The sequence below is a fragment of the Streptomyces sp. NPDC058880 genome (assembly GCF_042742535.1).
GTDB lineage: Bacteria > Actinomycetota > Actinomycetes > Streptomycetales > Streptomycetaceae > Streptomyces.
In genome coordinates this window covers 1-19,432 of record NZ_JBHYMC010000032.1, presented here as the reverse complement: position 1 = coordinate 19,432, position 19,432 = coordinate 1, and the positions used below count along the sequence as shown (strand labels likewise).

Sequence of the window (19,432 nt, the reverse complement as noted above, 5' to 3'; positions counted from 1 at the left end):
ACGGCCCGTGAGCCGGGCCCGGACCGCGTCGCGGGGTCCGGGCCCGGTCTTCCGCTACGTGTGCGGCAGTTCGTCCTCGGGCCGGCCGACGAGGAGGTTCCAGCGACCGGCGCGCCCGGTCAGGGTGGTCACCCACTGCGGCCTTACGTCGAGCCGCCAGAAGGCCGCCGGCGGGAGCTTCAGGGCGTACACCACGGCCGCCCGTACGACCGCCTGCTCGACCTCGGCCCGGTGTGTGCCCGGGGCCAGGCCGGCCAGCTCGGCGCCGACACGGGCGATCAGCGCGTCCACGGACTCGCCGCCCGGGGGTGCGTACCCGGGGTCCGTCAGCCAGGCGTGCAGGTCCTCCGGAGTCTCGGCCGCGACCTCCTCCAGGGTGCGTCCGGCCCACTGCCCGACGTCCGGCCCGCGCAGTCCCTCGTAGCCGGGACATGGCCGCGCGTGACCGAAACGGCCCTGACGGGCCGCAGTGTCCAAAGGGGGGCGCGCGAGGTGAACACGCACCAACTGACTCTTCATAAGGGGAGCGTAAGCGCGGTACCGTCACGAACGAGACAAGTCCATGACGACGGTACGACGGAAGCACCGGTGAGAATCCGGCACGGTCGCGCCACTGTGAAACCTCCCCGCGGGGAGGCAAGTCAGACCCGCCACCGTCGTCGAGCGCACCACTGACCGGGACGCGTGTTCCCTCTGGAGGTTCTGCAATGGCCAACTCCGCCGTGCCCACGACGAACGCCCCCGCCATCGCCCCCATCTCGCTCTCCGCGCTCGCCCCCTGGGCGGTGTTCGTCGGCGTCCTGATGCTGGTCCTGCTCTACTTCGTCGGCGCCGAGCAGGGTGCCACCGCCCTCTTCGAGGGCGAAACCATCCACGAGTGGCTGCACGACGGCCGCCACCTGCTGGGATTCCCCTGCCACTGACCCGTTTCCCCTGCCACCGACCACCCCTCGGCAAGGGATCCGTCTCAGCAAGGGAATCGAACATGAACTCCGCATCACCCCGCACCCTGCTCGTCCGCGGCATGCTCGCCGGCCTGCTGGCCGGCACGGCCGCCTTCCTCGTCGCGTACCTCCTGGGTGAGTCCGCGGTGGACGCGGCCATCGCCGTCGAAGAGGCCGCGGCCGGACACGACCACGGCGGGGAGGCTCCCGTCAGCCGGGCCCTCCAGGCCACGGCCGGTCTCGGTACCGGCGTCGTGCTCTACGGCGTCGCGCTCGGCGGTCTCGCCGCGCTCGTGTACTGCTTCGCGCTCGGCCGCATCGGCCGCTTCGGCCCGCGGGCCACGGCGGCCCTGGTCACCGCGGGCCTGTTCGTCGTCGTGACCCTGGTCCCCTTCTTCAAGTACCCCGCCAACCCCCCGGCCGTCGGAGACCCCGCCACCGCTGCCCGGCGGACCGCCCTCTACCTCCTGATGATCGTCCTGAGCGCGTTGCTGGCGGCGGCAGCGGTCATCCTCGGGCGCCGGCTCGCGCCCGGGCTCGGGAACGGGAACGCGTCGGTCGCCGCCGGTGCGGCCTTCGCCCTGCTCATCGGCATCTCGTACGCCGTCCTGCCCGGCGTGAGCGAGGTCCCGGCCGGGTTCCCCGCCGCACTGCTCTGGGAGTTCCGCCTCGCGTCCCTGGCCGTCCAGAGCACGTTGTGGACGACTTTCGGCCTGGCCTTCGGTTTTCTAGCCGACCGGGCCCTTGTGCCCGCTTCCGCACCCAAGGAGGCTGTGCAGCCGACGAATTGACGATGAAAGGCCGATAGTCCATGGCGACGGCGATCAGGGAGTGGCGGGGCTGGACGGGTGCCGCACCCTTCTGGCTGAACTCCTTCCTGCTGCTCCTGGCCCCCTGCTGCGCCGTCACCCTGTTCGGCCAGATCAGCGTCATCGCCGCCCTGGCCGCGCTCGGCGGCCTGGCTCGCCACCTCTGGTACGGCGACTACGGCCATCCGGCCGTGCACCTGGCCGCCGCGTTCATGGGGGCGGGCACGGCGGCCGTCGTCATGTGACACCCCGGGCGTCACCTCCGGCCACCTCGCCCCTCACCCGTTGGGACGAATCCGCGCCACCCCCGGCCGACGGTGGACCGAACCGGCGCGAGCTGCGCAAACTCCCCGTTCGCGCGACGACACGCCCGTGACTCCGCGTCAGTCCCTCGTGTTTCACGGTGTGCCGATGGGCAGAGGAAGTGTCCACTGCTCACATGACCCGGCCGCACGAGCCGGACAGGAGGGAATGCCATGCCCCGCGCCAAGTGGGTCGTCGCGTCTCTGACGGTGGCTCTGCTGTGTACCACCGTGGTGGTGTTGCAGCGGACCGAGGGCGCCGCGCCCGCGGCCGCGGTCACCGACGACGCACTGCCCTCGCGGGCGCTGGGACTGTCCGGCCACCGCCGCCTGGTGCGGGAGCTGGAACAGTCCGGCGAGAGCGACCGCGCGAGGGCGCCCCGACCGCAAGGGGCCGCGGCTGGGCCGCTGAGGACGGTCTCCGGCCCGCTGCGCGCGGCCCGCCCCCTGCGGCTGCGCATCCCGAGTCTGGGCGTCGACGTGCCGTTGGGCGACGACGGCGAGGAGGCGTCCTGGGACTCCTCCGGTCCGGCGCCGGGTGCCGCCGGGACCGCCGTGGTCACCGGAGCCGGTCTGCGGCTGGGGGAGTTGCGCCGGGGCCGGACGATCGAGATCCCGCGCGCGGACCGCCGTACGGCCGTGTTCACCGTCGTACGGATCTCACCCGGCAGGGCGTCCGGGCCGCCGGAGACTCCCGACCGTGCCCAACTGCGGCTGATCGGCGGGGAGACCGCCGTACTGGCCCGGCTGACCGGTCACCGCAGCAGCAGCTGAGGTCTGGCGGACTGTCAGCCGAGGGAGGTGTCTTCGTCCTCCGGTCGGGCGCTTATCGGGGTCCGTCCGGGAGTCTTCCGGCGCGGCGGGGCACACCCCTCGCATGACCTGGAGGCGACACGCACACACGGGGCTGACGAGGGCGCTCACCGCGGCCTGCGTCGTGCTGCTGTGCGTGTTCGGTGCGGGTCCGGCCGGCGCGGACCCGGCGGAACACCGCTCCGCGTCATCGGCCCCCGTGGAACCAGCGGCTCCCGGCGAGCCCGGCGAACCCGTGGAGGGTCCGTCCGATCCCGCAGCGGATCCGGAGGTACGCGCCGCCGTACGGTCGGCAGCGCGCGGGGCCGCCTGCGCCCAGCGGATCCCGCTCGCGGTGTTTCACGTGAAACAGGGCGGCCTCCCGGGGCGCGGCCCCCGCACGGGGGTGGCCGAACCGGACCTGTCCCTGCGGACCGTGCGGAGTGTGGTGCTGCGCTGCTGAGCGGGCCGAGCCCCCAGCGCGTCCCCCCACCCTCCGAGCACCGCGAGGTTCCGCCATGCCCATCGACCCGTACGCCGCACTGAACGCCATGCTCCGCGCCGAGGTCTCGCGCTTCGCGCCCGTCCGCCAGCCCGAGACGACCGCTCCGCCGAAGACCCCGGCCCCGTCCGTCGAGGACGAGGGCGATCCGCAGCGGGGCACCGCCGCGCAGGCGGCCGTCACCCCGCGGACCGTCACCCCGCGGTCGGCGGGCATCAGGACGGCGGCCGGCGACTCGGCCGCGTAGCGGCCGCGCCCGGACGTGCAGGGGCGCCGGCTCCCCCGCCCGCAGTCGGGGGCGGGGGAGCCGGCGCCCCTGTGCAGGGCCGGCGGTGCGGGCGCGCTCAGTCCTCGTGCGTGTAGTAGCGGTAGAAGGCGGTGGCGCCGACGCCCACGGCGACCGCCAGGCCTATCACCACGGAGCTGAGGATGGACTCGTTGGTGAGGCTGTGCAGGTAGCCCACCGCGATGCCGCCGAAGGCTCCGTAGGCGGCGGCGTGGAGCTCGCGCATCATCCGCGGGCCGACCCTGGCCAGGACGAACATGATGCCCGCGAAGATCAGGCCGCAGAGGATGCCGTAGAGGACGTTGGCCGCGGTGACCGGGCCCTGGTGACGGTCGATGAACGCGCACCAGACCCCGTAGACCGTTCCGAGGAGCAGCGGCCTCACGTAGGCGCCCTTGCTCAGGTGGGTCATGTCCGCCATCTGCCGGTGCTGCCGGGGGGCAGCGGGTGCCGCATGTGCCATGACGGGCTCCTCTCTCCCATCATCCAGGGCACACCCGCCGTCTCCGACCGGCAAGTGGATCAGTGGTCAGGGCGTGCGCACCGCCACGGCGTCGATCTCGAAGAGCATGCCGGGCAGGGCCAGGGCGGCGACCCCGATGAGGGTCTGCGCGGGAAGCTCGGTGCCCCAGGTCGCGTGCAGGTGCTTCAGGAGCACTTCCAGCTTCCGCTGGTCGTGGTCGACGACGTAGGTGCCGATGCGGACCACGTCGGCAGGACCGAGGCCGACCGCGGCGAGGGCGGTGCGGAGATGGGCGAAGGCCCGCTCCACCTGCTCGGCGAAGTCGTCGGAGACGACGTGGCCGCTCTCGTCGGAGCCGTACTGGCCGGCTATGAAGACCTGCTCGCCGGGGGCGGAGACGATGTGGCTGTAGCCGAAGCCGGTCGGGGTGTGAAGTCCCGCCGGGTTGATGATGCTGCGCGTCATGCCGAGCTCCCTGCTTCCGTGTCCGTACGTGCTGCGCCTGCTGTCACTGCTGTCACTGCGCGGCGAGCCAGGCGCGGAGCCGCTGAGGGGCCTCGGGGGCCTGCCGCTCGGCCTGCTGCCGGATCTCGTCGAGGTTCTGGGCCGCGAGGGCCTTGCGCCAGGCCAGTTCGGCCCGGGTCATGGCGTGCGCGATGGCGCAGTCGGCGGCGGCCGCGCCCTCCGGCGCCGGTTCGCCCGCGCCGGGTCCCTGCCTACGGATCTCCGCGCACCGGAAGGCCTCCTCGGGCCCCTCGACTGCGGCGACCACGTCCATGAGCGAGACGGCGGCCAGCGGGCGGGCCAATTGGAAGCCGCCGCGCGGACCGGGGCTGGAGGTGAGGATGCCCGCCCGGACCAGCGCCTGCAGCTGCTTGTTGAGGTAGGCCGTGGGCAGGTCGTGCCAGGCGGCGAGGCGCGCCGCCGAGACCGCGCGGTCCGGTCCGCTCCAGGCCAGGTTGACGCAGCTGTGCAGCGCCCACTCGACGCCCTCGCTCATCCTCATATTCTGGATACTAGATATCCAGAATAGTGAAGGCAAGGGTCCCGCGCCGTCCGGTGGCCCACCACCCGCCCGCAGCAACACCACTCGCGCCGCCGCCCGTCCCCGTTTTCCCTGGTGACGTGCGCACCATCCTGTCGGCGGTCCTCATCGTGCTCGTGGCACTCCTCGTGCCCGCGAGCGCCGTGGCGTACTGGGCCGACCGTGAGCTGGGCGACGCGGACCGCTACACCGCGGCCATGTCCCCCCTCGCGGAGAATCCGGCCGTACAGGAGGTCGTCGTCACGCACACCGCCCGTGCCCTCACCGGGCAGATCGACGCCGGCCCCTTCCAGGCCGGCGTCGATGCCCTGCTCGACGAAGCCCTGCACTCCTTCGCCGACACCCCCGCCTACCGGACGGCCTGGGACGCGGCCAACCGCGCCGCACACGCCGCCTTCCTCCACGCCCTCACCACGGGCCGCGGCAACGCCGTCACCATCGACCTCGCGCCGGTCGTCGAGCGGATCAAGAGCGAGCTCGTGGCCGACCAGGTGCCCTTCGCGGACCGCATCCCGGTGACGCGGCTGTCCGTGGAAGTCATGGAGTACGACAACCTCGGCGCACTCCGGAAGGGGTTCCGCATGCTCCAGATCGCCGGCGTCTGGCTCCCGGCACTGACCCTGGTCCTGGCCGTGTCGGCCGTGGCGGTCGCCGTCCGGCGGCGGCGCGCCGTCATCGCCACCGGACTGGGCCTGGCCGTCGGGGCCGGCCTGCTGTGGCTCACGGTGGACGTGTGCCGCCGCCTCACCCTCGACGATCTGCCCGCCGACATCGACCGCGCCGCGGCCGGCGCGGTGTACGACGCCCTCACCGCGTTCCTGCGGACCACCGCCTGGGTCGTGCTGCTGATCGGACTGGCGGCGGCGCTGTCCGCCTGGGTGACGGGCCGACTGCGCCGCACCCCATAAGCTCGGAAGGTACAACACGCGCAGAACACCTCAGAAGAACACAGAAGAACCGATTCGCGAGCGGCGGCACGGAAACGGGAATGAGCACCGAACCCACCGAACACATAGCGCCGCGGCGGGCCCGGCACCATCCGCTGGCGCCACCCGACTGGCTGCTCCAGGGGCTGAAGCCGACCACCGCACCCGTCCCCTGGCCCGCCACCGTACGAGCGGCGGTGGCCCTGTCCGTCCCGCTCGCCGTCGGCTTCGCGCTGAACGAGCCCGAATACGGCGCGCTCGCCTCCATGGGCGCCCTCTCCGGAGTGATCGGCGACACCGCCGACGCCTACCGGATGCGCGTCCTGAACATCGCCGTCCCACAGGTCTTCGGCGCCGTCGGCGTGGCCCTGGGCACCCTCGTCTACGGCCACGGCTGGGTGGCCGTCGGCGCACTCACCCTCATCGCCCTGCTCTCCGGGATGATCTCCTCCATCGGCACGGTCGCCTCCGTGTCCGGTCTGCTGCTCCTGCTCAACGCTGTGGTCGGGGCCGGTCTCCCGATGCCACGGCCTTGGTGGATCGCCCCGCTGCTGCTGAGCGCGGGCGGGCTCTTCGTCCTCGTCCTGACCCTGCTGGGCTGGCCGCTGCACGGCCGCCGACCGGAACGGACCGCGGTCGCCGCCACCTACCGGGCCCTGGCGGACACCCTGGAAGCCGCCGGCGGCCCCGGCGACATCTACGACGAGCGGCGCCGCCGGGTCACCCGGGAACTCAACCAGGCCTATGACCTGATCCTGGGCCGCCGGGCCCGCGTGCACGGGCGCAGCCCGTCGCTCGTCCGCATGCTCGCGCAGCTCAACGTGGTGATCCCGCTGGTGGAGGCCGCGCCCGCCGCCCACCTGCGCGGGCGGCCGCTGCCTGCCGAGATCCCCGCGGCCGTACGGGAGCTCGCGGCGGCCGTCGAGGAGGGCCGCACCACAGCACCCGCGCTCGACCTGCCCGAAGCCCGTACTCCCGCCGAACGGGCCGTGGACGCCGCACTGCGGCACGCCGCGTCGGTCGTCCACCTCGCCGAACCGGACCCGCACAACGTGGACGACCGCCTCGGCCGCCCCGCCGCGCTGACCGTGCGCACCCGGCGGGCGGTGCGCGACATGATGCTGTCCGAGGCCTCCTGGCGCTACGGGCTGCGGCTCGCACTGTGCATCGGCCTCGCGCAGTCCCTCGTGTCGGTGGTCGAGCTCGAACGGTCCTACTGGATCGCGCTGACCGTCACCTTCGTCCTCAAACCGGACTTCGGCTCGGTGTTCTCCCGGGCCCTGCTGCGCGCCCTCGGCACCGCGATCGGGCTGGTCGTCGCCGCCGCCGTGCTCGCCGAAGTACCGCGCGGCTGGTGGGACGTACCGGTCATGATGGTGCTCGGCGCGCTGATCCCGGTCTTCTCCGCCAAGGGCTACGCCTTCCAGACCGCCGCGATCACCCCGGTGATCCTGCTGCTCTCGGACCTGCTCAACCACCAGGGCTTCGACCTGATCCGCCCCCGGCTGCTGGACAGCCTGATCGGCTGCGCCATCACCCTGACCGCCGGATACCTGCTGTGGCCGGAGAGCTGGCACACCCGCATCGGGGACCGGCTCGCCGACACCGTGGACGACGCCGCCCGTTACGTGGAACGGGCCTTCGCACCGGCCGCGGACGACGCGGCCCTCGCGGCGGCCAGGACCACCCGCCTCCAGGCCCGGCGGCGGCTGTACCGCGACCTGTCAGGCGTACGCAGCGAGTTCCAGCGGGCGCTGACCGAGCCCCCGCCGACCGGCACCCGGGCCGCCGCCTGGTGGCCGCTGGTGGTCGCCGTCGAGCGGATCGTGGACGCGTCCACCGCCGCCCGGGTCCGCGTCAACCACGGCGCCCCGCCGCCCGCGGCCGAGGAGGTGGCGGCCGTCGCGCGACAGCTGCGGGAACTGGCCGGCCGGGTGCGCAGCAGCACCGTCCCGGTCCGGGTCGAGGGCGAACCGGAGGGCGACCAGTCGGGCGTCCTGGCCCCCGTCCACCAAGAGCTCGCGGCCGCCCGCGCCATCACCCGGCCGGAGCGCTGACCGGGCCGGGGGAAGGCGGACGGGGGAGCATCGGACCATGTACCGCGCCCCGGCCGTCCTGGCCCTCGCTCTGGCCCTGGCGGGGTGCGCCGACGTGGAGGGGCTGCACAGCGAGGGCGACCTGGGCACGGTGCACGCCCCGCAGAGCCTGTGGAAGGACATCCGCCCCGACCCGCCCCCGAAGCCGGGCACGTCCTCCGTGGTCCCGGGCCTGCCCGTGGTGCCGGGCCTCAGCATGCGCGCGGTGAACCCGGTGGGCGTCGTACGCGCCGACGTCACCTCCGCCACCGAGGAGGACGGCGGCACGGGCCGGCTGGTCGACCAGCGGGCCGCCCAGCGGCTCGCGCTCTGCACACAGGCTGTGGACGGCGGCCCCGACTGCCCGGTGCGCCCCGCGGTCTTCCACGATCTGACGGGCAACGGCCGGGAGGAGCTGATCACCGCCCTGGACATCGACGGCCGGCTCAGCGAGCTGCGCGTCTACACCGTCCGGGACGACGGGAGGATCGCCCGGATCCTGTCCCGGCGAGCGGTGCTGGAGGGGGTGGAGGTGGCCGCCGGACACCTGGCCGTCCGCGAGCCGACCTCGAACCCCGCCTACGTCGCCGTCGCCGACTACGTCTGGGACCCGAAGGGCGGGCTCATGAACCTCAGCCAGCTCACCCTCGACGACTGCCCCGCCCCCACCGGCGTGCCGCTCGGCACGGACGAGCAGCGATGCACGCGCTGAGCAGCCTCCGCTGGAAGATCGCCCTGACCACCACGGCGGTGTGCTGCGCGGTCGCCGCCGTGCTCGGGGTGCTGGTGCACAACGTGGTCGCGGCGCAGATCGTCGGCGAGGTCCGCAAGGACGCGGACACGGCCCTGGAGCACGCCCTCAGCCACTACGAGTACGGCACCACGCACGGCGACGTGAACATCGTCCTCGACCCGCCCCAGCTCCCCCGCCCGCTGCGCGAGCTGGTCGCCGGCGGCGACACCGGCAGCATGGTCGGCGCGTACGGGGGCAAGCCCGTCATGTGGGCCGCCGCGCCCGCCGACCAGCAGGCCCTCGCCGTGTGGATCCCCTTCGGGGACACCCGCGAACGGTTGCGGGACATCGACGCCGCGATCCTCGCCTCGGCCGCACTAGCCGCCGGAGTGGTGGCACTGGCCGGCCTCTTCCTCGCCGACCGGATCAGCCGGCGGCTCTCGAAGACCGCCGCCGTGGCCCGCCGGATCAGCGCCGGGGACCTGGACGCCCGGGTGGGGTTCCCCACCCGCGCGGACGACCGGCGGCCGGGCCGCCGCTCCCGGGACCGGGACGAGGTACGGGACGTGGCGCAGGCACTGGACCTGATGGCCGGGTCGCTCCAAGAACGGCTGGAGGCCGAGAAGCGCTTCACGGCGGACGTGGCGCACGAGCTGAGGACCCCGCTCACCGGCTCGCTGGCCGCGGCGGCCCTGCTGCCGGAGGGCCGCCCCAAGGAGATGATCAACGACCGACTGAAAGCGCTGCACCTGCTGACCGAGGACCTGCTGGAGATCTCCCGGCTCGAATCGGGCGTGGAACGGGCCGACCTCGCGCGGGTGGAACTCGGCAGGGCGGTGGGACGGGCCGTGGCGGGAGCCGGACCCGCCGTCTCGGTACGGGTGATCCGCGACGCGGCGGTGCTCACCGACCGGCGGCGCCTCGATCGGATCCTGGCCAACCTGCTGGCCAACGCCCACAAGCACGGCAGGCCGCCGATCGAGGTGACCGTGGACGGCCCGGTGGTCACGGTCCGCGACCACGGGCCCGGCTACCCGCCGGAGCTGATCGAGCAGGGCCCCCAGCGCTTCCGCACGGGAGACCCGGGGCGCGGGCGCGGCCACGGTCTGGGGCTGACGATCGTGGCGGGGCAGGCGGCGGTCCTGGAGATCACGCTGAGCTTCGCCAACGCCCCGGACGGGGGCGCGTTGACGACGCTCAGGTTCCCCGTCGGACGCCTGCCGGGCGGGGATTGATCGCGCGGGCCCGGTGTTTCACGTGAAACACCGGGCCCCACACGGGCGATGCCGATCAGACGCCGATGTTCTTGCCGTCCTTGCGCCAGACCGAGACGACGGCCGGGCGGACGATCTTGCCGGGACCGTCGGGCCACACCGACTGCGGCTTCTCGACGGACGCGCCGTCGATCTCGCCCGGGTGCTGGACGGCCACCAGGACGCGCTTGTCCTGGATCAGCGGGCCGCAGGTCTCGGCACCGCGCGGCACGGTCAGGAACTGCTTCAGCTCGCCGCGGCGTTCACCGCTGGTGGCGACGCCGAACAGGCCGTCGTGGGAGCCGAGCTGGTTGCCGTCGGTGGAGATCCACAGGTTGCCGTGCGGGTCGAAGGCCACGTTGTCGGGGCAGGAAATCGGGCTGACCTTGTCCTTCGGGAAGCCGGCGAAGTAGGTCGCCGGATCGTTCGGGTCGCCGGCGACCAGGAAGAGCCGCCAGGCGAAGCCGTCGCCGGCCGGGTCGTCGAAGTTCTCGGCGAGCTCCAGGATCTGGCCGTGCTTGTTCAGGTTGCGCGGGTTGGCCTCGGTGGCGCCTTCCTTGCCGGGCTTGCCGCGGTCGGTGTTGTTGGTGAGCGCGATGTAGACGCGGCCGGTGCGCGGCGAGGGCTCGACGTCCTCGGGGCGGTCCATCTTGGTGGCGCCCACCTTGTCGGCGGCCTGGCGCGTGAAGACGTACACCTCCTCGGCGGTCATGCCCTCGACGTGCGAGACGTTGCCGGTGGCCAGCTTGATCCAGACGCCGGAGCCGTCGAACTCGCCGTCGGAGGGGATCGTGCCGGTGCCGTCGATCTCAGCGGCCGGGCTGTCACCGGTGAGCTTGGCGACGTAGAGCGTGCCCTCGTCGAGCAGCGTGAGGTTGTGCTCCTTCGCCGCGCGCGAATTGCCCTTCTTCATCTGCTTCGACGAAACGAACTTGTAGAAGTAGTCGAAGCGCTCGTCGTCGCCCATGTAGACGACCGGGCGGCCGTCCTCGGTCAAACGCGGCTGCGCGGCCTCGTGCTTGAAGCGGCCCAGCGCGGTGCGCTTGCGCGGGACGGAGTTCGGGTCGTACGGGTCCAGCTCGACGACCCAGCCGAAGCGGTGCGACTCGTGGGGCTCCTGGGCCACGTCGAAGCGCTTGTCGAAGCGCTCCCACTTGCGCTCGGTGGCGCCGGAGGTCACGCCGTAGCGCTTCAGGCGGGCGGCGGCAGCAGGGTCGGTGACCTGGCCGGCGTTGCCGAAGTACTGGTTGAAGTTCTCCTCACCGTGGAGCGTGGTGCCCCACGGGGTGGTGCCGCCGGCGCAGTTGTTGAGGGTGCCGAGCACCTTGGTGCCGGTCGGGTCGACGGAGGTCTTGAGCAGGGCGCTGCCCGCGGCCGGACCGGTCATCCGGAACTCGCTGGTGGCCGTCAGGCGGCGGTTCAGCTGGTGGCGGGAGACGGCGGTCAGCTTGCCGCTGCGGTGGTCCTCCTGGACGACGACCACCGACAGGCCGTGCGCGGCCCAGGCGATCTCGACCTGCTCGCGGGTCGGGTTGGCCGGGTCGTACGCCTTGAACATCAGGACTTCGTCCGTGTACTCGTGGTTGGCCACGAGCAGCTGCTGGCGCTCGTAGCCCCCGCCGAGCGGCAGAAGGCTCAGGAAGTCATTGTTGTAACCGAACTGGCCGGCCTGTGCGGCGGCGGTCTGCTTGTCGGCGTTGAAGCCCGGAGCGCCCTTGATGATCGGGTCGCCCCAGCGGATGACCACGTTCTGCTCATGGCCCTCGGGGACGGTGACCTTGTCGTCGGTGTTCGGCGCGACGGACGTGAAGCGCAGGCCGCGGGCGGCCTCGCCGCGCCGGCCCGCACGGGCGGCCGCGGCGTCGGCGACGGGAGCGGCGCTGGCGGTCTGGCCCGACGCACTGAGCGCGACGGCGGAACCGGCCGCGGTGGCGACCGTCACGACGGCGGCGGAGCGGAGCATCGCGCGGCGGGAGTAGGCGCGGGCTATCACATCGCCCGCGTACTCGTTGTCGCTCGTGTTCGGCACCTCGTGGAAGCAGGCGTCACCACAGCGGTAACGACAGGTGAGAGCGGAACGGCCGCTCCCATGCGGGTTGCCGATGAACGGCAGGAGCTTGCGCACGAGTGTCCTCCGAGTGGCTGCGTGGGCGCCGACAACGTGTCGGAACAATCCAGCCGCGACGGTAGGCCCGGGTTGCGCCGAAGCGGCGGCGTGGGGATGAACGATGGGTGAACCCGGCACGTCGGAGCGGCAGTTCAGGAGCGGCATGATCACCTCAGGGAGCCGGGCGCCACGAAGGGCGCCCCTGCCGAAGATCCAGCCGGGCGGCCGATAACCTTACGTGTCCACTCTGGGCAGGGATCAACCGCGCAGCACGGACAAATGACGCACGCACTCATGCGAAAGGCCTGGCCCATGGGTATTCGGAGCTTGTTGCGCAAGGTGTTCGGACGGTCTGCGGAACCGGTTCCGGAAACCACCGACGCCACCTCGGCCGCTGTCCCGAACCAGGCGGAACGCACCCCTCTGGATGCGGCCGCCGACCTCGTGGCGGCGTCCTTCGACAATCCGACGGTTCCCCCGCAGTCCTCGCCGCGGGACCCGGAGCCCGGTACGGTCCTGACGGTCCCCGCCACGGCAGCGGACCCCACGGTCCCGGAGGCCCGCCGCCCGTCTTCCTCCTCGAAGCCCGACCAGGAACCCCCCGCCCCGGCGGAGCCGGCGACCGCCGAAGCCGATGGCGATGCCGCCGCCACGCAGGCACAGGCCCCCGCCACGGCAGAACCCCAGGACGAGCAGCCCGAGGCGCCCGAGCCGCAGGCGGAACCCGCCGAGGCGCAGGCCGCAACAGAGGCGCCCGCGCCGCAGGCCGAAGCCGAAGCCGAAGCTCACAACGAGCAGCCCGCAGCCGAAGCCCCGGCCCCCCTCACCGAACAACCCGACACCACCGCCCCCGCGGAGCCGGCGACCGCCGAAGCCGATGGCGATGCCGCCGCCACGCAGGCGCAGGCCCCCGCCACGGCAGAACCCCAGGACGAGCAGCCCGAGGCGCCCGAGCCGCAGGCGGAACCCGCCGAGGCACAGGCCGCAACAGAGGTGCCCGCGCCGCAGGCCGAACCGCAGGCGGGGCCCGCGTATGCGGCGGCCGTCGTGCGGAAGCGGGCGCCCGGGGTGTCCGCCGCGTACAAGGCCGCCGGAACGGTGCTCCGCGGCAAGGGGAAGGCCGGCGCCCGCGCCACGGTCTACCTCGTCCTCGACCGCTCCGGTTCGATGCGCGGCTTCTACAAGGACGGCAGCGCCCAGCACCTCGCCGACCACGCCCTCGCCCTCGCCGCGCACCTCGACGACGAGGCGACCGTGCACACCGTGTTCTTCTCCACGGAGGTGGACGGCACCGCCGACCTGACCCTCGACAGCCACTACGGCTCCTGGGTCGAGGGCCGCCACGCCGAGCTCGGCCGGATGGGCCGCACCAGCTACCACGTGGCCGTGGAGGCCGTCGTGGAGCACTACCTCAAGGGCGGCGGCGAGGGCCCGGCCCTGGTCGTCTTCCAGACGGACGGCGCCCCCGACAACCGCCAGCCCGCCCGGCAGGCGCTGGCCGAGGCCGCCACCCGGGCTCCCGGCATCCACTGGCAGTTCGTGGCCTTCGGCGACCACGACTCCAAGGCCTTCGACTTCCTGCGCAAGCTGGACGCCGAGAACGCCGGCTTCTTCCACGCCGGTCCCGCCCCCGCCGAACTGACCTCCTCCGCCCTCCTCAAGGGCGTCCTGGAAAAGTTCTGAGCACAACGGAAGGGCCCGGGGGCTGACCCCGGGCCCTTCCGCACAGCTACACCGCTACCCGGCCACCGCTCAGCGCGCGGCGTCGGGGTGCACCGACTCCGCGATCGGCTTGGCGTCGGACGCCTTCGTCTCGACCGGCTTGCGCAGCGCGATGTTCAGCTCGCGCAGACGGGCCTCCTCCAGGACCGTCGGCGCGCCCATCATCAGGTCCTGCGCGTTGCCGTTGAGCGGGAAGGCGATGGTCTCGCGGATGTTCGGCTCGTCGGCCAGCAGCATCACGATGCGGTCCACGCCCGGGGCGATGCCGCCGTGCGGCGGGGCGCCGAGGCGGAAGGCGCGCAGCATGCCCGCGAACTCGCGCTCGACGGTCTCGGCCTCGTAGCCCGCGATCTCGAAGGCCTTCAGCATGACCTCGGGCTCGTGGTTGCGGATGGCGCCGGAGGACAGCTCGATGCCGTTGCAGACGATGTCGTACTGCCAGGCCAGGATGTCGAGCGGGTCCTTCTCCTCCAGGTCCTTCATGCCACCCTGCGGCATGGAGAACGGGTTGTGGGAGAAGTCGATCTTGCCGGTCTCCTCGTCCTTCTCGTACATCGGGAAGTCGACGATCCAGCAGAAGCGGAAGACGTTGTCCTCGAAGTGGCCGGCGCGCTTGGCCGCCTCGACCCGGACCGGCCCCATGATCTTGGAGACCTCGTCGAACTCGCCGGCGCCGAAGAACACGGCGTGGCCGGGGACCAGGCCCAGGCGCTCGGTGAGGACCTTGACGTTCTCCTCGGTGAGGAACTTGGCGATCGGGCCGGACAGCGAACCGTCCTCGCCCACGCGCACCCAGGCCAGGCCCTTCGCGCCCAGCGAGACCGCGTAGTCGCCGAGGCCGTCGAAGAACTTGCGCGGCTGGGCGGCGGTGTCCGGGACGGCCAGGGCACGCACGTGCTTGCCGGCGAACGCCTTGAACTCCGAGCCCTCGAACACGTCGGTGATGTCGACGAGCTCCAGCTTGGCGCGCAGGTCGGGCTTGTCGTTGCCGTACTTCAGCATCGACTCGCGGAACGGGATCCGCGGGAACGGCGAGGTGACCTCGCGGCCGCCGCCGAACTCGGTGAAGAGCTCGGTCATCAGGCGCTCGATCGGCTGGAAGACGTCCTCCTGCTCGACGAACGACATCTCGACGTCGAGCTGGTAGAACTCGCCCGGCGAGCGGTCGGCGCGGGCGTCCTCGTCGCGGAAGCAGGGTGCGATCTGGAAGTACCGGTCGAAGCCGGAGATCATCAGCAGCTGCTTGAACTGCTGCGGGGCCTGCGGCAGGGCGTAGAACTTGCCCGGGTTCAGGCGGGACGGCACCACGAAGTCACGGGCGCCCTCGGGGGAGGTCGCGGTGAGGATCGGGGTCGCCATCTCGTTGAAGCCGAGGGCCACCATCTTCGACCGGATCGAGGCGATGACCGCCGAGCGCAGCATGATGTTGCGGTGCATGCGCTCGCGGCGCAGGTCGAGGAAGCGGTACTCCAGACGCCGCTCCTCGTTCACGCCGTCGTCGGTGTTGATGGTGAACGGCAGCGGGGCGGCGGCGCCGAGCACCTCGACCTCGGCGACCTCGATCTCGATCTCGCCGGTCGGCAGGTCCGGGTTCACGTTGTCCGCGCCGCGGGAGACGACCTTGCCGTCGATGCGGACCACGGTCTCCTTGGACACGCTGCTGAGGGCCTCGTTCGCCGCGGTGCCAGGGCGGGCGACCAGCTGCGTGATGCCGTAGTGGTCACGCAGATCGATGAAGAGGATGCCGCCCAGGTCTCGACGGTTGTGCAGCCAGCCGCTCAGTCGGACGTCGGCGGCGACGTCAGAGGCGCGGAGCTCGCCGCAGGTGTGGGACCTGTACCGATGCATCAGTCATCCAGTTCTACGCGATACCAGGGTGGATTCAACCGTCCCAAGGTTACCGTCCGGGGCGACGGCGGGGCGGGCAGTATCGCTCGCCTGCGCAAATGCGCGCGACAGGCACCGAAGAGGCACGTAACGGATATGACCTGTCAAGATGACCGAGTGCGTACCGAGGATGTCCTGGCCGCCGTCGCGACGGGTCTGTGGCGATGGGACAACGCCTCCGGGACGGTCTCCCTGGACGGGGAGGCCGCCCGGCTGCTCGGGCTGCCCGCCGAACCGGTGGAGCTGCCGGAGGCCGCCGTACGGTCCCGCTTCCACCCCGTGGACTGGAACGAGGTCAACGGGATCGTGAACCTGGCCGTCGCCGAAGGCACCCTCGCCGAGGCTCGGCTGCGGATCATGGACGTGGACGGACGGGTCATGCGGACCGTGCGCAGCCGCTCCAAACCGCTGGAGAGGTGGTCGGCCGACGGCAGCCTGGACTACGAGCTGATCGGCACCATCCAGGAGGTCGCCGAGCCGCAGCCGGGCACCACCGCCGTGCACACGCCCATCACCGGCGACTGGCGGCGTTCCCGCGAGGCCTTCCTGCTGGACGCCGGCCGGGCGCTGGCGGAGGCCCGGTCCACGGCGGAGGTGCTGCGGGTCGCGGCCTCGCTGTCCATGCCGGGCTTCAACCCCGACGGGCTGGCCGTCTTCGGCGTGGCCGGGGACCGGCTGTCGGTCATCGGGCACCACGGGCACGACGCCGGGGACGAGGGGCCCTTCACGGACATGGCGCTGGAGACGGACTACCCGGCCGCGGAGGTCGTCCGTACGGGCCGGGCGATCTACCTGCCGACCCCGGAGGACTACAAACGGCGCTTCCCGGCCACCTGGCCGCTCGCGCAGCGCTTCGACCGGGTGTCCTGGGCCTTCCTGCCGCTGATCGTGGCCGGGCGGACCATGGGCGCGTGGATGGCCGCCTTCAGGCAGCCCGCCTCCTTCTCGCCCGACGAGCGGTCCGTCCTGACGACCGTCGCCCGGATGCTGGCCCAGGCCCTCCAGCGGGCCGGGGTGGCCGAATCCGAGCGGGAACTCACCACCGGCCTGCAACGGTCGATGATGCCCCAGCTCGGCCCGGAGATCCCCGGCATGCGGATCGCCGCCCGCTACGTCCCCACAGGCGGCGGTCTCCAGGTCGGCGGCGACTGGTACGACATGATCCCGCTGCCGTCGGGCCGCTTCGCGCTGGTCATCGGCGACGTCCAGGGCCACGACGTCCGGGCGGCCGGGCTGATGGGCCAGTTGCGGATCGCCGTACGGGCGTACGCGTCCGAGGGACACCGGCCGGACGCGGTGCTCTCGCGCGCCTCCCACTTCCTCGCCGGGCTGTGCGCCTCGCAGGACCCCCACACCGGGGACGGCGCCGACGACGACGCCGACGCCCGGAGCCCGCGGTTCGCGACCTGCCTCTACGTGGAGTGCGACCCTCGGACCGGAACGCTGGAGGTGGCCCGCGCCGGCCATCCCGACCCCGCGGTCCGGATGACCGACGGCACCGTCCTGATGCGGCCCACCGCCGGCGGGCTGCCCCTCGGGATCGTTCCCGACACCGACTACCCGACCACCCTGTTCACCCTGGAGCCCGGCGAGACGATGATGCTCTGCACCGACGGGCTCATCGAAACCGGCGGCCACGACCTGGACACCGGCTGGGCCCGGCTGCGCGCCGTCCTGGAGGCCGACACGCACGAGGCCGGGGGCCATGAGGGCGGGCATCTCGAAGTGCTCGCCGACCTGCTGGTCCGGGCCGTGCACGGACCGTCCTCGCACCACACCACCGGCCCGCTGGCCGACCGCCGCGAGGACGACATAGCCGTGGTGCTGCTGTGCCGCGAGGGCGGCGGCTGCGGCTGCGGCACCCCGGTGGCACACCCGGCCCGCCCCGTCCGCCGCACGATGCTGACCGTGGCCCAGGCGGAACCGGAACGCATCGCCGGCGCCCGCCGGCAGGTCCGGGAGCTGCTGCACGACTGGGCCGACGAGGAGCAGCTCGACGCGGTGGTGCTGATGGTCTCCGAGATGGTGACCAACGTCCTGGTGCACACCGACGGCGACGCCCTGCTGGTGGCGGAGGCCGCCGGCGAGCTGGGCGAGCGCCGGCTGCGCGTGGAGGTCACCGACTCCAGCGACGAGCTCCCGCACAAGCGGCACCCCGGCGAGATGGCCTCCAGCGGGCGCGGGGTGCTGCTGATGGAGATGCTGGCCGACGCGTGGGGCGTGGACCCGCGCGGCGAGGGCAAGTCGATCTGGTTCGAGCTGTACGAACAGTCGAAGCAGCCGGACACCCCCTAGAGCTGACCCCCGAGCCGGACACCGCCTGGAGCCGCGGCCGGAGCCGGGGCCGGAGCCGCGGCCGGAGCCGGAGCCGGGACACCCCTTGGTGCCGGACGGCTCCGGGCCGACGCGGCCGGGGGGCTCCTCAGGGCCCCGTGGTTGGATGACGGCGTGCCGAACTCCCTGCTCCCCGAACCGGTGCGGCGGCTCGCCGCCTGGTGCGCCGTCGCCCTGCTGGCCGCTGCCGTCCTCGCCGTCGGCGTATGGCTGTGCACCGTCCTCCAGACCGTCGTCACGCCCGTCCTGCTGGCCGTGCTGGGCACGGCCCTGCTCGGGCCGATGCACCGGCGCCTGGTGGGCATGGGGGCGAACCGCTCACTGGCCGCGGCGCTGACCTGCCTCGCCGTGGTCGCCGTCGTCGGCGGAGCCTCCTACATCGTGGTCCTCGCGCTCATCGAGACCGGCGACCAGATCGTCGACTCGCTGCGGCGGGCCGGCCGGATGCTCGCCGAGCACTTCGGGGCGGTGGGCACCTCGCTGGAGGACATCACCGCGAACTCCAAGGACCTGCTGGCGAAGTTCGGCGGCACAGCCGCGTCCGGCGTGGTCGCCGGGCTCAGCGTGGTGGGTTCGATGCTGGCGATGGTCCTGCTCGCGATGGTGCTGATCTTCTTCTTCCTGCGCGACTCCGACCGGGCCGTCGACACGCTGCGCTCGATCGTGCCGAGCCGTTCCGGCGACCTGATGGAGGCGATGGGGCGGCGCGCCTTCGAGGCCGTGGAGGGCTTCATGCGCGGCACCACCTTCGTGGCCCTGATCGACGGCGTGCTGATCGGCGCGGGTCTGCTGATCCTCGACGTGCCAGGGGCACTGGGCCTGGCCGCCCTGGTCTTCGTGACCGCCTACATCCCCTACCTCGGCGCGATCCTCTCGGGCGCCGTCGCGGTCCTGGTCGCCTTCGCCGACCGCGGCTGGGTGATCGGCCTGTGGGCGCTCGGCCTGGTGCTGCTGGTCCAGATGATCGAGGGGTACGTGCTGCAGCCCGTGGTGCAGAGCCGCACGGTGCAGATGCACCCGGCCGTGGTCATGCTGGCCATCACCGCCGGGGCCAGCGTCGCCGGGATCCTCGGCATGCTCCTCGCGGTGCCGCTGACCGCGGCGGTCTTCGGCGTCGCGTCGGAGCTCCGCGCCCGCTATGCCGCGGCGGAGCCGGAGCCCGAGCCGGAGGCACAGCCGCAGCCCGCGGGCCCCGCCTGACCGGACTCCGGTACGACGACTGCGGGCCGCGCCCCCTTCCCGGGGCGCGGCC

At 72.7% G+C, this 19,432-nt stretch carries 19 protein-coding genes; 13 read left to right on the top strand and 6 right to left on the bottom strand.

Going from position 1 to position 19,432, the window contains the following annotated elements:
- Nucleotides 1-54 precede the first annotated feature (54 nt).
- Complete coding sequence (locus tag ACFW2G_RS19295) at nt 55-519, bottom strand: histidine phosphatase family protein (protein ID WP_384583096.1); 465 nt, start codon at nt 517-519, stop codon at nt 55-57.
- A 188-nt stretch (nt 520-707) separates the two neighbouring features.
- On the opposite strand from ACFW2G_RS19295, the gene ACFW2G_RS19290 reads away from it, so the two are divergent.
- The 6 genes from ACFW2G_RS19290 to ACFW2G_RS19265 all read left to right on the top strand — a co-directional run bounded on the left by ACFW2G_RS19290 (nt 708) and on the right by ACFW2G_RS19265 (nt 3,596).
- Nucleotides 708-923 carry a CbtB-domain containing protein gene (locus ACFW2G_RS19290; protein ID WP_037920665.1) on the top strand — a complete coding sequence of 72 codons (216 nt, stop codon included), beginning with the start codon at nt 708-710 and terminating at the stop codon, nt 921-923.
- A gap of 62 nt (nt 924-985) precedes the next feature.
- A complete protein-coding gene (locus ACFW2G_RS19285) occupies nt 986-1,735 on the top strand; it encodes a CbtA family protein (RefSeq protein ID WP_037920663.1) in 750 nt (249 codons plus the stop codon).
- A 20-nt stretch (nt 1,736-1,755) separates the two neighbouring features.
- A complete protein-coding gene (locus ACFW2G_RS19280) occupies nt 1,756-1,998 on the top strand; it encodes a hypothetical protein (protein ID WP_384583093.1) in 243 nt (80 codons plus the stop codon).
- A gap of 231 nt (nt 1,999-2,229) precedes the next feature.
- Nucleotides 2,230-2,829 (top strand): hypothetical protein, encoded by a 600-nt coding sequence (locus ACFW2G_RS19275; protein ID WP_384583090.1) that lies wholly within the window; start codon nt 2,230-2,232, stop codon nt 2,827-2,829.
- 103 nt (nt 2,830-2,932) lie between these two features.
- Nucleotides 2,933-3,310 carry a hypothetical protein gene (locus ACFW2G_RS19270; protein ID WP_384452611.1) on the top strand — a complete coding sequence of 126 codons (378 nt, stop codon included), beginning with the start codon at nt 2,933-2,935 and terminating at the stop codon, nt 3,308-3,310.
- 55 nt (nt 3,311-3,365) lie between these two features.
- On the top strand, nt 3,366-3,596 hold the full coding sequence (locus ACFW2G_RS19265) for a hypothetical protein (RefSeq protein WP_037920656.1): 231 nt from the start codon (nt 3,366-3,368) through the stop codon (nt 3,594-3,596).
- 97 nt (nt 3,597-3,693) lie between these two features.
- On the opposite strand, the gene ACFW2G_RS19260 is transcribed toward ACFW2G_RS19265, so the two are convergent.
- The 3 genes from ACFW2G_RS19260 to ACFW2G_RS19250 form a co-directional block, all read right to left on the bottom strand.
- Entirely contained in the window at nt 3,694-4,098 is a 405-nt protein-coding gene (locus ACFW2G_RS19260) for a hypothetical protein (protein WP_384448247.1), read from the bottom strand.
- Between the two features lie 66 nt (nt 4,099-4,164).
- The gene (locus tag ACFW2G_RS19255) at nt 4,165-4,563 is read right to left on the bottom strand and encodes a RidA family protein (RefSeq protein WP_384448244.1); all 399 of its coding nucleotides are present in this window, start codon (nt 4,561-4,563) and stop codon (nt 4,165-4,167) included.
- A gap of 52 nt (nt 4,564-4,615) precedes the next feature.
- Complete coding sequence (locus ACFW2G_RS19250) at nt 4,616-5,098, bottom strand: Rrf2 family transcriptional regulator (RefSeq protein ID WP_172671308.1); 483 nt, start codon at nt 5,096-5,098, stop codon at nt 4,616-4,618.
- Between the two features lie 125 nt (nt 5,099-5,223).
- Here ACFW2G_RS19250 and ACFW2G_RS19245 point away from each other — a divergent pair, with 125 nt between their 5' ends.
- The 4 genes from ACFW2G_RS19245 (at nt 5,224) to ACFW2G_RS19230 (ending at nt 10,112) form a co-directional block, all read left to right on the top strand.
- Nucleotides 5,224-6,051, top strand: a complete 828-nt coding sequence (locus ACFW2G_RS19245) for a hypothetical protein (RefSeq protein ID WP_037920647.1) — start codon at nt 5,224-5,226, stop codon at nt 6,049-6,051.
- Between the two features lie 80 nt (nt 6,052-6,131).
- The gene (locus tag ACFW2G_RS19240; protein ID WP_384448240.1) at nt 6,132-8,126 is read left to right on the top strand and encodes an FUSC family protein; all 1,995 of its coding nucleotides are present in this window, start codon (nt 6,132-6,134) and stop codon (nt 8,124-8,126) included.
- 37 nt (nt 8,127-8,163) lie between these two features.
- Nucleotides 8,164-8,856, top strand: coding sequence for a hypothetical protein (locus ACFW2G_RS19235; protein ID WP_384448237.1), 693 nt, complete (start codon nt 8,164-8,166; stop codon nt 8,854-8,856).
- Complete coding sequence (locus tag ACFW2G_RS19230; protein ID WP_037920642.1) at nt 8,844-10,112, top strand: HAMP domain-containing sensor histidine kinase; 1,269 nt, start codon at nt 8,844-8,846, stop codon at nt 10,110-10,112. The genes ACFW2G_RS19235 and ACFW2G_RS19230 overlap by 13 nt, the downstream gene beginning before the upstream one ends.
- Before the next feature lie 55 nt (nt 10,113-10,167).
- Here the strand turns inward: ACFW2G_RS19230 and ACFW2G_RS19225 are convergent, their stop codons facing one another.
- Nucleotides 10,168-12,255, bottom strand: a complete 2,088-nt coding sequence (locus ACFW2G_RS19225; RefSeq protein WP_384448234.1) for a PhoX family protein — start codon at nt 12,253-12,255, stop codon at nt 10,168-10,170.
- A 294-nt stretch (nt 12,256-12,549) separates the two neighbouring features.
- Between ACFW2G_RS19225 and ACFW2G_RS19220 the strand changes: the two genes are divergently transcribed.
- Nucleotides 12,550-13,920 (top strand): VWA domain-containing protein, encoded by a 1,371-nt coding sequence (locus ACFW2G_RS19220; protein WP_384583088.1) that lies wholly within the window; start codon nt 12,550-12,552, stop codon nt 13,918-13,920.
- Nucleotides 13,921-13,989: 69 nt separating this feature from the next.
- Here the strand turns inward: ACFW2G_RS19220 and aspS are convergent, their stop codons facing one another.
- Nucleotides 13,990-15,807, bottom strand: a complete 1,818-nt coding sequence (aspS, locus tag ACFW2G_RS19215; protein WP_037920636.1) for an aspartate--tRNA ligase — start codon at nt 15,805-15,807, stop codon at nt 13,990-13,992.
- 156 nt (nt 15,808-15,963) lie between these two features.
- Between aspS and ACFW2G_RS19210 the strand changes: the two genes are divergently transcribed.
- On the top strand, nt 15,964-18,141 hold the full coding sequence (locus ACFW2G_RS19210; protein WP_384583085.1) for a SpoIIE family protein phosphatase: 2,178 nt from the start codon (nt 15,964-15,966) through the stop codon (nt 18,139-18,141).
- 153 nt (nt 18,142-18,294) lie between these two features.
- Nucleotides 18,295-19,380: an AI-2E family transporter gene (locus ACFW2G_RS19205; RefSeq protein ID WP_384448225.1), complete on the top strand. Its 1,086-nt coding sequence runs from the start codon at nt 18,295-18,297 to the stop codon at nt 19,378-19,380.
- The last annotated feature ends 52 nt before the right edge of the window (nt 19,381-19,432 follow it).

Excerpts from the sequence above, each read along its gene's own strand:
- ACFW2G_RS19295 (WP_384583096.1), bottom strand. The coding sequence starts at position 519 with ATGAAGAGTCAGTTGGTGCGTGTTCACCTCGCGCGCCCCCCTTTGGAC.
- aspS (WP_037920636.1), bottom strand. The coding sequence starts at position 15,807 with ATGCATCGGTACAGGTCCCACACCTGCGGCGAGCTCCGCGCCTCTGAC.
- ACFW2G_RS19265 (WP_037920656.1), top strand. The coding sequence starts at position 3,366 with ATGCCCATCGACCCGTACGCCGCACTGAACGCCATGCTCCGCGCCGAG.
- ACFW2G_RS19220 (WP_384583088.1), top strand. The coding sequence starts at position 12,550 with ATGGGTATTCGGAGCTTGTTGCGCAAGGTGTTCGGACGGTCTGCGGAA.
- ACFW2G_RS19235 (WP_384448237.1), top strand. The coding sequence starts at position 8,164 with ATGTACCGCGCCCCGGCCGTCCTGGCCCTCGCTCTGGCCCTGGCGGGG.
- ACFW2G_RS19250 (WP_172671308.1), bottom strand. The coding sequence starts at position 5,098 with ATGAGCGAGGGCGTCGAGTGGGCGCTGCACAGCTGCGTCAACCTGGCC.
- ACFW2G_RS19280 (WP_384583093.1), top strand. The coding sequence starts at position 1,756 with ATGGCGACGGCGATCAGGGAGTGGCGGGGCTGGACGGGTGCCGCACCC.
- ACFW2G_RS19240 (WP_384448240.1), top strand. The coding sequence starts at position 6,132 with ATGAGCACCGAACCCACCGAACACATAGCGCCGCGGCGGGCCCGGCAC.
- ACFW2G_RS19275 (WP_384583090.1), top strand. The coding sequence starts at position 2,230 with ATGCCCCGCGCCAAGTGGGTCGTCGCGTCTCTGACGGTGGCTCTGCTG.
- ACFW2G_RS19255 (WP_384448244.1), bottom strand. The coding sequence starts at position 4,563 with ATGACGCGCAGCATCATCAACCCGGCGGGACTTCACACCCCGACCGGC.
- ACFW2G_RS19290 (WP_037920665.1), top strand. The coding sequence starts at position 708 with ATGGCCAACTCCGCCGTGCCCACGACGAACGCCCCCGCCATCGCCCCC.
- ACFW2G_RS19260 (WP_384448247.1), bottom strand. The coding sequence starts at position 4,098 with ATGGCACATGCGGCACCCGCTGCCCCCCGGCAGCACCGGCAGATGGCG.
- ACFW2G_RS19270 (WP_384452611.1), top strand. The coding sequence starts at position 2,933 with ATGACCTGGAGGCGACACGCACACACGGGGCTGACGAGGGCGCTCACC.
- ACFW2G_RS19230 (WP_037920642.1), top strand. The coding sequence starts at position 8,844 with ATGCACGCGCTGAGCAGCCTCCGCTGGAAGATCGCCCTGACCACCACG.
- ACFW2G_RS19285 (WP_037920663.1), top strand. The coding sequence starts at position 986 with ATGAACTCCGCATCACCCCGCACCCTGCTCGTCCGCGGCATGCTCGCC.